We start from the raw sequence: 10,742 nt of genomic DNA, 5'->3' as shown, positions 1-10,742 counted from the left end.
CAGTTCATCAATAAACAGAATAACAGACCGCTAAATCATTTAAAATATGCTTTGGCTTTTTAATCGCACAACACGTTAAAAACTAAATCAAAGATTTAATAATTTATGAAGATGAATCGGGAACGATTAATTCATCCTACTATCTCTGAAATATACTTTGCACGAGACATAAATCCTAATTTTCTCTGACAAATTTAGCCCTATAATTTAACCTATAGGGCTTTTTTGTTGCCCGTTGCTGGGAAAAAATGATAAAAACGTAGCCCTAAGAGGAGTTTATGATTGGAAGTGAAATTGCAGAAATGAACAGCAATTCCGGAGGAGACTAGACACGGCATAAATAGTATTATCGTATCAAAAGGCTTATTTAAATGTAATAAAAATCATTCATTCATTATGCGCAATTCAAAAAACTTACCCATGTATTATTTTACTTGGCAACAAATAATAATTGTGGCATTGAAAAATTGCATGATGTAATAAAGCCCTATGTACAGATAAAAATTATTGTAACTGTGGGAGTTCCCTGTAAATTACTCCATCAAGCTCACATCCCCCCTTGGCATGATTAGGATGTAACTTGTCTATTGTGGGGTCGTTCGGGTTAATATTAAATTTATATTTACCCCATTGTTTGAAGAAGAAAGGGACATTATAGTATTGGCATTGTAGCCTTATAGCTTCTATCCATTCATATTTAATTGGTCTTGCCCCATGTCCAGATTCTCCACCTACAATAACCCAATTTATATTATGTAATGGTAACTCTTCAATATAGCCTAAAAGCGGTTCAACGGAAAGAAACTTAACTACAGCAGGTGTTAAGCTGAGGTCTATAGCTCTAAAAGCATAATTTTCATTTTCTACCGAGACACCCATCCAGATATTAGGCGTCCAATTTAATTGGTTACATATCTGTAGCAACCTATCAGACCGTTTAGTAAGAACTTGATAGGTATGTTGAGGAGTAGCATTCATAACAGCAAAGACCGCTTTGATAAAGCTTAATGGGACTTCATCATGGAATAAATCACTCATAGAATTCACGAAAACTACTTTTGGCCTTTTCCAAGTAAATGGGGTATTTAATGCTTCAGGATGAAGCGTTATCTTAAAACCATTTCTATACTTATCAATTCCCATAGCTTTTAAACGTCTGGACATAACCTCTGCATAGCAGAATTTACAGCCAGGGCTAATTTTTTTACAGCCAGTAACAGGGTTCCATGTTAATTCCGTCCACTCAATTGATGATTCTGCCATGGTACAATATTGCTAATATTTTTAGTTAAAACAAAGTCATTTGTTCGTTGCCATAGTTTTTAACTATATTCCAAAACTTGTTGCCTTGCTTGTTTTTTGAAAAAAAAGCAAGATGATATAATATTACGGATTTCCCATTTAATCTATATCGAACGGGATGGAAATCTTCTATTTGACTATAGCCCAAAGATTGAAACCCATTTTTTAGTTTTTTGGTTAAAAACTGTGTAAAAGATGTATCAGAGGTATCAATACTACCATGATATTCGCTCCTCCAATTTGGATTATCTAAGAATCGCTCTATAGTAGAATTTGTTGTTTTTGTATAATTGAGTTCATTTCTTTTAGCAGCCATACCTGTAGCAATTAAAATTAAGAAATCCATTTTTAAACGACCCAACTGCCTCAAGGTATTAAAATTTATTTCTAATGCGAAAGGATCAACAAAACAAAAACTTAAGACTCCTTTACCGGCTGTATACTGAGGAATTTCATTTATGATTTCAGATATTTTTTCATTGCAATTGCCGTGTATAAATTTAGCTTGCAAGTGGGGGAAATCCCTTTTGGAACGAGTTTGTAGCGCATTTATTAATTCAATATTTTCATCACAACAGATATATTTAGTAAATGGAGTAGGTAGAGACATTGCTATCATTGAAGAGGACTTGATAATTTTATTTGTCTTTTCAATTTTAGCATACCCAGCAGAAGAGAATAAATCAATGTATACGAGACTGTGCCATTTGTCCCTCATTGTTGTAGTGAAAATATTGGCATACCTGCCCACTAAATTATACTTTTCAATCCCCCAAGGACCAATTTCTGGAATTGCTAATCCATCATCATCTACTTCAATAATAGGGTTATAAGAGGTTTGCATTAATTAGATGTTTTTGATTAACAATAAAGTTAGCGATAGGACATTCGAAAAACAAAATAAATCTGAGGTAAAATTATTAAATCTAGTGTTTATATTTTGTGATCGCGGATATAAAAAAATTCGCCCTATTTTTAGCCCTAAAAAGAAAAAACCCAGCTAACATAATGGTTAACTGGGTTTTTCGTAGCCCGTAGGGGAATCGAACCCCTGTTTCAAGAATGAAAATCTTGCGTCCTAACCCCTAGACGAACGGGCCATTTGATTTGCGATTTCTGATCTCAGATTTACGGTTAGCCTGCTAAACCGTAAATCGTAATTCCTTAAATCGTACATCCCGGTAGCGGGGGCCAGACTCGAACTGACGACCTTCGGGTTATGAGCCCGACGAGCTACCAACTGCTCCACCCCGCACTGTATCATTATTTCAAAAGTGCTTCGGGTATGACCCGATGAGCCTACTCCCGAGCATTCGGGACTTCACCCCGCACACTATTTTCTTTACTTTCCAACTCTCAGAGGCCTTTATTGTTCTCCCCGAATTGGACTGCAAAGATATATTTCGTTTCTTTGCAGTCCAAATATTTTTTAAAAAAAATTTATGCCTCATAAAGCCGGCTTTGTAAGCCTTGTCGGAAAGCCTAACGCGGGGAAATCAACCCTGATGAATGCCCTTGTAGGTGAGAATATGTCTATTGTTACGCCCAAGGCGCAAACTACCCGGCATCGCATATTAGGCATTGTAAACAGCGATGATTACCAGATCGTATTTTCGGATACGCCGGGAATAATCACACCGAAATATGGCTTGCAGGAATCTATGATGAGCTTTGTGAAAGATTCTCTGATAGATTCGGACATCATTTTGCTGGTAACCGATGTGAATGAACGTTTTGACGAAAGTGATGTAATAGAAAAGCTACAGCATATTACGGCCCCGGTAGTAGTGCTTATCAATAAAATTGATAAGTCAACCGAAGATGCCGTTAAAGATAAGATCGCTTACTGGCAGCAAACATTAAACCCGAAGGCTGTTTTGGCCGTATCGGCCTTACATGGATACAATATAAGTAGTGTGCTTGATATCATTATTGAAAACCTGCCGGAACATGCACCGTTTTATGATAAGGATGCGCTTACCGACAGGTCAGAGCGTTTTTTTACGACTGAAATTATCCGCGAAAAGATATTCAGGCTGTATGAAAAAGAGATTCCGTATAGTACCGAGGTAATTATTACCGACTTTAAGGAAGAAGAGCATATCAATCGCATCAGCGCCGAGATCATTGTTGAACGCGATTCGCAAAAAAATATCCTGATAGGCAAGGGAGGTGAGATGTTAAAAAAGGTAGGAACGTATGCCCGTAAGGATATTGAGGAATTTCTGCAAAAAAAGGCATTTTTGCAGCTGTTTGTCCGGGTAATTCCCGATTGGCGCAACCGGAAAAACTACCTGAAACGTTTTGGGTACGAGAGTTAGACACAAGATTAAAGAAGCAAGAAATAAGATTATTTACGAAGTACGATTTTAGATATACGAATGTGTGTGGCGAGTGAAGAAATGACAAAAATGTGCATTAACATAATACGCAAACAATCGTAAATCGTAATTCTAACATCTAAAATCAAATGAGCAATATAGTAGCTATAGTAGGGCGTCCCAACGTTGGGAAATCAACATTATATAACCGTTTAACAGAATCCCGTAAGGCTATTGTTGACGATATGAGCGGCGTAACCCGCGACAGGCATTATGGGATGGCCGAATGGACGGATAAAACATTTACCGTGATAGATACCGGGGGTTATGTAGCCCATTCGGATGATATTTTTGAGGCTGCTATACGCGAACAAGTGCTTATCGCCATAGAAGAAGCTTCGGTAATTCTGTTTATGGTGGATGTTACTACCGGTATTACCGATCTGGATGATGAGATTGCCGATATTCTTCGCCGGAGTAAGAAACCCGTATTTGTGGTAGCCAATAAGGTAGACAATAATAACCTGCGTAATGATGCTGCTATTTTCTACAGCTTCGGGTTGGGGGAGATCTATCTCATTTCATCTATGACCGGTTCCGGAACAGGTGAATTACTGGATGATGTAATAAAACATTTCACCCATGAGCCTGAAGCGGAGAATAACCTGCCCAAATATGCCATAGTCGGACGGCCGAACGTAGGAAAATCATCCTTAATAAATGCCTTAATTGGTAAAGAGCGCAATATTGTTACACCTATTGCCGGTACTACCCGCGATTCCATACACATATATTACAACCAGTTCGGGCATGAGTTTATGCTGATTGATACTGCCGGGTTGCGCAAAAAGACCAAGGTTAAAGAAAATATCGAGTTCTACTCGGTAATGCGCACCATTAAAGCGCTGGAAGAAGCCGATGTAGTTATCCTGATGATCGATGCGCAGGACGGTATAGAATCGCAGGATATTAATATTTTTCACCTTGCCGAGAAAAATAAAAAAGGTGTTGTACTGTTGGTCAACAAATGGGACTTAATTGAAAAGAACAATAAAACGGCAAAGGTTTTTGAAGACCAGATCAAAGAAAAGCTGGCTCCGTTTACCGATATACCCATTGTTTTTACATCGGTAACCGAAAAGCAGCGGATATTCAAGGCCCTGGAAGCAGCATCGCACGTATATGCCAACAAGCTTAAAAAGATCCCTACATCAAAACTTAATGAAGTGCTGCTGCCGCTTATTGAAAGCTTTCCGCCGCCATCCATAAAAGGTAAGTATGTAAAGATCAAGTACATTACGCAGATAAACGGAGCATCGCCCATGTTCGCCTTTTTCTGCAATCTGCCCCAGTATATCAGGGAACCGTATAAGCGTTTCCTGGAAAATAAGCTGCGGGAGCATTTTGATTTTACAGGCGTGCCTGTGCAGATTTTTTTCAGGCAAAAATAAAGTCCGATTTATCGGGCAGATGTGCCGATATAAACCACAGGATTACTATCTTTGCGCCCGAAAAAAGGTTGCAGGAGTGAACAGGAGCTTTTTCACTTATTGGCAGAATCTTTAGTCGTAAACTAAATCCGGGTGTCCGTTGCCCATTTCTTGTAAAACCATGTGATCGATAAACTTCAGGTAAAAGGTAACCGTTTAAATTTTTAGCTATGGAGCAATTGGTAGAAGATATCGAATTATTAATAGAAAATGGTAACGATAGAAAGCTAAAAAAACTGTTAGACGGTTTGCACATCTCTGAGGTTGAGCAACTGGTTGACGAAATGCCTGAACATGCCGCCTTGTTCATAGAAACATTATCCATTAACCGGGCTGTTAATGTATTCCGTATCCTCGATTTTCCTACACAGGAGCGTATATTCAAAAAACTTTCGGCAAAAAAAATAAAGGAGCTCATTACGGCGCTACCCCCGGATGACCGTACCGCTTTTTTCAGCGACCTGCATGGCGATGTGGTAAAGAAGCTCATCATTCTCTTATCGCCCGAAGACCGTAAAGAAACCCTTTCGTTAATGGGCTATGAGGAAGACAGCGTTGGCCGGCTCATGACGCCCGATTATGTGGCTGTTAATAAGGATTGGGATGTAAGCAAGGTGCTTTCGCACATCAGGAGATACGGTAAAAACTCCGAAACCATCGATGTTATTTATATCATTGACGAAAGTGGTGTGCTGCTCGATGATGTTCGTATTCGCGAAATATTGCTGGTAAAACCCGAGACCAAGATGAGTGAGCTGATGGATAACCGGCTGATTGCCCTTCATGCCAACGATCCGCAGGAACATGCCATCAATATCTTTAAAATGAACAACCGGGTAGCTTTACCGGTGGTAGATAGTGCCAATATCTTGCTGGGTATTGTTACGGTAGATGACATTTTATGGATAGCGCAGGAAGAATTTTCGGAAGATATCCAGAAGATCGGTGGTACCGAAGCGCTGGATGAACCCTATCTGGATATGCCGCTGCTCAAGCTGGTAAAAAAACGGGTAGGATGGCTGGTCATATTATTTATCGGCGAGATGCTAACAGCAACGGCTATGGGTTTTTTTGAGAACCAGATTGCCAAAGCTGTTGTGCTGGCGCTTTTTGTTCCATTAATTATTTCAAGTGGTGGAAACAGCGGATCGCAGGCATCAACTCTTATTATCCAGGCAATGGCTTTGGGCGAAGTAACTATTGCCGACTGGTGGCGGGTAATGCGCCGGGAATTGTTATCGGGGTTATTGTTAGGACTTACATTAGGTATCATCGGTTTTTTAAGAATATACGCCTGGACATTTTTTACCAATATTTACGGCCCGCATTGGTTTTTGGTGGGTTTGACTGTTAGCCTTGCGCTAATTGGCGTGGTGTTGTGGGGTTCGCTTTCCGGTTCTATGCTGCCCATTCTGCTTAAAAAATTAGGTGCCGACCCTGCCACCTCATCAGCGCCTTTTGTAGCTACATTGGTGGATGTAACCGGTTTGGTGATCTATTTTTCCATTGCCGTACTGGTAATGCGGGGTGTTCTATTGTAGTTACTAGTATCCATTCGGGTGAGATGGCTCTCCCCGGTTTCGAAGCTTTCAATAAATTCCCTTTTCGGGGCTATTGGCCCTTGTATTTCAAATATATATCGGTTTATTTTACGTATACAGGCTTATGCCGGCCAATTAACAGAAGACAGTAATAGCTTTTTGAAAAATATTCCTATAACAAAAAATCCTGACCGGAGGTGGCCAGGATCTTATATCACAACGAGGAGAATTAGAAATTATTTTTTTCCTTCCAGCTGAGCTAAAACAGCATTATTTTTAGCTATCTGGCTTTTGGCAGATTCTTTAGACCGGCTGCCGTTCTCAAGATTACGGCCAAGTTTCAGGAACTGAACTTCAAGGCGTGAAACTGTTTTATTTCTTCTGTCTTTTCTTTTTAAGCGTGTAACACCCATAACTGTAATTTTAATAAGTTTAACCCGAGGTCGGAAGCGGATTCGAACCGCTGTAAAAGGTTTTGCAGACCTCTGCCTAGCCACTCGGCCATCCGACCCTTTTTTAAGGATTGCAAAAATAGCAATTATTCTGGGTAAGGCAATTATTTTAAATATTTTCTTTTCAGCTCCGAACAAATGATCCCTGCCGAAACCGATACATTAAGCGATTCGGCCTTACCAATACCGGGAATGGTGAACGGATGGGTAATATAACGGGCTGTTTCAGCGCTTATTCCGTTGCCTTCGTTGCCCAGGATCACGAAGCCGGCGTCACTAAAATTAGTGTTATATATATTTTCGCCTTCCAGTAGAGCGCCGTAAACAGGCAGATGAGTAGTTTTGAGCAATGTTGTTAGATCAAGATAATGGACATTGATCCGCGAAAGCGAGCCCATGGTGGCCTGTACTACTTTGGGATTATAACAATCAACCGTATCGGTAGAGCAGAGTAGTTCATCAAAGCCGAACCAGTTGGCTGTGCGGATGATCGTTCCCAGGTTTCCCGGATCCTGTACGCCATCCAGCATCAGCGACAGTTTATTGCTGAAATGTTGACTTTGAACGGCTTGTACCGGAGGGATATGAACAAGCGCCAGCACCTGCTGGGGATTGGTTAAAGCGCTTATTTTATGTAATTCGTTGTCGGAAATGAGCTGGCTATTTATTTTCTTTGATAAATTAAGCATTTTTGACCCTGCGGGTTCAGTAAAAAAAACGGAGTGCACGTTGTACGCTGAGCGTATAAATTCCGTTACAGATTTCAGGCCTTCAACAATGAACAGGCCATGTTCTTTTCTGAACTTTTTTTGGTGTAGTGATTTTATAAAACTGATTTGAGATTTTGAAAGCATACCTTACCCCGACATATTTAACAACTGCAAGTATACTTCTTTTGCTGCTTATTCTTTCGGGTTGTTCGGCAACACGGTACTTAAATGACGACCAGGCACTGGTTAAAAAAGTGAACCTGGTGGGCATTAATAAGGAATACGAGGAAAAAGTGTACTCGTATGTACAGAAAGATGTGCGGCCAAACTCACGTTTTAACCTGGCGCTGTATAACCTGGTTAATACCAGGCACGGTAAATATCGTACAGATAAGATCCGCAAAATAGGCGAGGCTCCTAACATATTGGATAGCTCGCTGGTAGAGATTTCGCGGGTGCAGATAGAGAAGTACCTGCAAACCAAGGGCTTTTTTAAGGCTAAGGTTACCAGCGATATCGAAGTGAAAGATAAAAAAGCGTATCTGACATTTACAGCCGATAAAGGCCCGTTGTTCAGGGTACGGAACTTTACGTATGTAATACCCGATAGTGCCGTGAAAAAACTGTATGAAGCTAACCGGCAATCGTTTACCCATATCAGGGAGAACAAACGCTACGATGCCGATACGCTGGCGTATGAGCGGGAGCAGATCTACCAGATGATGAAGGATCATGGCTACTACGATTATTTACGGCAATATGTCCGTTTTTCGGTAGACAGCAACCTGAACTCAAGCCAGGCCGATTTGAAATTATTTATTGATAATCCCCCGGGTAAGGAACATCATCAGGTGTATACTATCAATAATACCTATTTTATGATTCACGATACGGATGGAAAGAATCATCGCCACAGCGATTCTACGGTTGTGGATTCGCAATATCACTTTGTAGATTATTCCACCCGGTTTAGCTCGCGAAAGCTGTCTAAATACATTTTCCTGAAAAAAGGTGATCTGTATAACACAACAAATGAATCGCTTACTTACAATCGTTTGTACGAATTAAATGTATTTAAGAACCTGGCAATCACGTACAATAAGTCTGCCGATAGCACGCTTCATGAGCTTGATCCGTCAATTGAAGCTACGCCTTTAAAAAGAATGAGTAACCGGATTGAAGGCGAATACACATTCAATTCCGGTCGCAGCGGGTTTAATATCGGCGATACCTATACCAACAGGAACCTGTTCAGGGGGGCAGAGCAGCTTGAGATCAAGTTCAAATACGGAATTTTGTTTGATAACCTGGCCGGAAAGGCTTTCAGCAGCGTATATAACCGCGATTTGGAACTGGGCGCTAAGCTTACCTTTCCGCGGCTGATAATCCCGTTCTTTAACCTGGATATGAACCGGAATGGCGTACCGCATACCACCATATCCAGCAGCGTGCAATTGTTTGACCAGCGCAGCGCCTTTAAGAACCGGATATTTATTAATTCGATATCGTACGATTGGGTAGAAACGCAGTATAAGCTGCACAGCCTTACACCGATATCGCTGGAATATCGTAACGGTAGCTTCGATCCGGCTTTCAGAGATTCGTTACAGAAACAGGGATATGAGCTGTATATACGTACTAATGACAGGCGTTATTTCAGTGTCGGATCGCAATACACCTTTACTTACAATGCGATACGCTTACTAACGTACGATAACTTTTTGTATGCCAAGGTGAATATTGATGCTGCCGGTAATCTTATCGGTTTGTTAAGCCGGGGCCTGGGACTGAAACGGGATGCTAACGGTGACCGCACCATATTCGGCCTGCCATACCTGCAATATGTAAAGACCGAACTCGATTTACGTTATTATTTATCGCTTGGCGGAGAAAAACAGCTGGTAATGCGTTTAAATCCGGGCGTAGGTTATCCTTATGGCAACAGTGAAATATTGCCCTTTGAAAAGAACTTTTATGCTGGCGGATCGAGCGGAGTACGAGCCTGGCAGGCACGTACGCTGGGACCGGGTAATTATAACCGCTCGGTTATTGCCGATGAAGATACTCGTCGTAACTTGAGAGGGCTTGACCAGTTGGGAGAAATTAAGCTGGAAGGTAACCTGGAGTACCGCTTTAAGATTTTAAATAACCTGCTGGGAGCTAAATTGAAAGGTGCAACATTTACCGATTTTGGTAACCTGTGGCGGGTTCGTGAAACAGCCGATAACCCGGGTGGTGAGTTTAAATTCAATAAGTTTCTTGGTCAGTTAGCCATAGGAGCGGGGGCTGGTTTACGCTTTGACCTGGAATATTTTGTGCTTCGCTTTGATGCCGGTATCAAGGTGAAAGACCCACAATTTACCGGTAAAGACCAGTATGTGCTGAAATATTTCTTTAACAGCAAGGAGTTTAAAGAGCGGTATGCCCAAACTAATGCTCCCGACAGATATAATTTTATCCAGTATAACTTTGGTATCGGTATGCCGTTCTAGAAGTAAAGCTTATGGTTGCTGGATAATGATACACGTTCCTTCTTTATCCAGTAATGCAAATTCTTTCAAACCCCAGGGCTGTTGCTTTATTTTTAAGAGATTTGGGTGCAGCAGTTGCGCTTGTTTTGCCGAAATTTCCTGGTATAAACCTTCAATATCGTCTGTTGCAATGCGCATTTCAGGGCGGTCTTTCAGGGCAAATTCTTCATCTTCTATCAGGTGTACCTGCAGGTCATCTCTTTTAACAATATAAAAGGGACATTGATTTTCCGGTTCGCTATACACTACTGTAAATCCAAGACAATCCACAAACAGGTTTAGTCCGGTATGAATATCGGTATAAAAAACATTGGGAATGAGCTTTAATAATTTTGCCATCATATCTTTTTTGCAAACATCTGGTTTATACTTTAAAAAGCACTTCACAATTGTAA

At 40.8% G+C, this 10,742-nt stretch carries 9 protein-coding genes and 3 tRNA genes; 4 read left to right on the top strand and 8 right to left on the bottom strand.

Annotated elements, in window-relative coordinates:
* Positions 1–504: 504 nt before the first annotated feature.
* The 4 genes from FW774_RS19045 to FW774_RS19030 all read right to left on the bottom strand — a co-directional run bounded on the left by FW774_RS19045 (position 505) and on the right by FW774_RS19030 (position 2,557).
* The gene (locus FW774_RS19045) at positions 505–1,263 is read right to left on the bottom strand and encodes a DUF5131 family protein (protein WP_149349927.1); all 759 of its coding nucleotides are present in this window, start codon (positions 1,261–1,263) and stop codon (positions 505–507) included.
* Between the two features lie 25 nt (positions 1,264–1,288).
* Positions 1,289–2,146: a three-Cys-motif partner protein TcmP gene (tcmP, locus tag FW774_RS19040; protein WP_149349925.1), complete on the bottom strand. Its 858-nt coding sequence runs from the start codon at positions 2,144–2,146 to the stop codon at positions 1,289–1,291.
* Between the two features lie 184 nt (positions 2,147–2,330).
* Positions 2,331–2,402 (bottom strand) — tRNA-Glu (locus FW774_RS19035).
* Between the two features lie 82 nt (positions 2,403–2,484).
* Positions 2,485–2,557: transfer RNA gene (locus FW774_RS19030), tRNA-Met, on the bottom strand.
* Positions 2,558–2,744: 187 nt separating this feature from the next.
* Between FW774_RS19030 and era the strand changes: the two genes are divergently transcribed.
* From era to mgtE, 3 genes are all read left to right on the top strand, one after another.
* Positions 2,745–3,623, top strand: a complete 879-nt coding sequence (era, locus tag FW774_RS19025) for a GTPase Era (protein WP_149349923.1) — start codon at positions 2,745–2,747, stop codon at positions 3,621–3,623.
* A 149-nt stretch (positions 3,624–3,772) separates the two neighbouring features.
* The gene (der, locus tag FW774_RS19020; RefSeq protein ID WP_149349921.1) at positions 3,773–5,074 is read left to right on the top strand and encodes a ribosome biogenesis GTPase Der; all 1,302 of its coding nucleotides are present in this window, start codon (positions 3,773–3,775) and stop codon (positions 5,072–5,074) included.
* 209 nt (positions 5,075–5,283) lie between these two features.
* Positions 5,284–6,654, top strand: a complete 1,371-nt coding sequence (mgtE, locus tag FW774_RS19015) for a magnesium transporter (protein WP_149349919.1) — start codon at positions 5,284–5,286, stop codon at positions 6,652–6,654.
* Between the two features lie 236 nt (positions 6,655–6,890).
* Here mgtE and FW774_RS19010 read toward each other — a convergent pair whose 3' ends face one another.
* The 3 genes from FW774_RS19010 to FW774_RS19000 all read right to left on the bottom strand — a co-directional run bounded on the left by FW774_RS19010 (position 6,891) and on the right by FW774_RS19000 (position 7,960).
* Positions 6,891–7,067: a spore protein gene (locus FW774_RS19010; protein ID WP_149349917.1), complete on the bottom strand. Its 177-nt coding sequence runs from the start codon at positions 7,065–7,067 to the stop codon at positions 6,891–6,893.
* A 27-nt stretch (positions 7,068–7,094) separates the two neighbouring features.
* Positions 7,095–7,165, bottom strand: a tRNA-Cys gene (locus FW774_RS19005).
* A 45-nt stretch (positions 7,166–7,210) separates the two neighbouring features.
* Complete coding sequence (locus FW774_RS19000) at positions 7,211–7,960, bottom strand: TrmH family RNA methyltransferase (RefSeq protein WP_149349915.1); 750 nt, start codon at positions 7,958–7,960, stop codon at positions 7,211–7,213.
* Between FW774_RS19000 and FW774_RS18995 the strand changes: the two genes are divergently transcribed.
* On the top strand, positions 7,951–10,308 hold the full coding sequence (locus tag FW774_RS18995; protein ID WP_149349913.1) for a BamA/TamA family outer membrane protein: 2,358 nt from the start codon (positions 7,951–7,953) through the stop codon (positions 10,306–10,308). The genes FW774_RS19000 and FW774_RS18995 overlap by 10 nt on opposite strands.
* 9 nt (positions 10,309–10,317) lie before the next feature.
* Here the strand turns inward: FW774_RS18995 and FW774_RS18990 are convergent, their stop codons facing one another.
* Positions 10,318–10,689, bottom strand: coding sequence for a hypothetical protein (locus FW774_RS18990; RefSeq protein ID WP_149349911.1), 372 nt, complete (start codon positions 10,687–10,689; stop codon positions 10,318–10,320).
* Between the last annotated feature and the right edge of the window lie 53 nt (positions 10,690–10,742).

This window comes from Pedobacter sp. BS3, assembly GCF_008274585.1.
Classification (GTDB): domain Bacteria; phylum Bacteroidota; class Bacteroidia; order Sphingobacteriales; family Sphingobacteriaceae; genus Hufsiella_A.
Note: the sequence above shows the minus strand (reverse complement) of the source record. Positions and strands in the feature narration are given on the sequence as shown.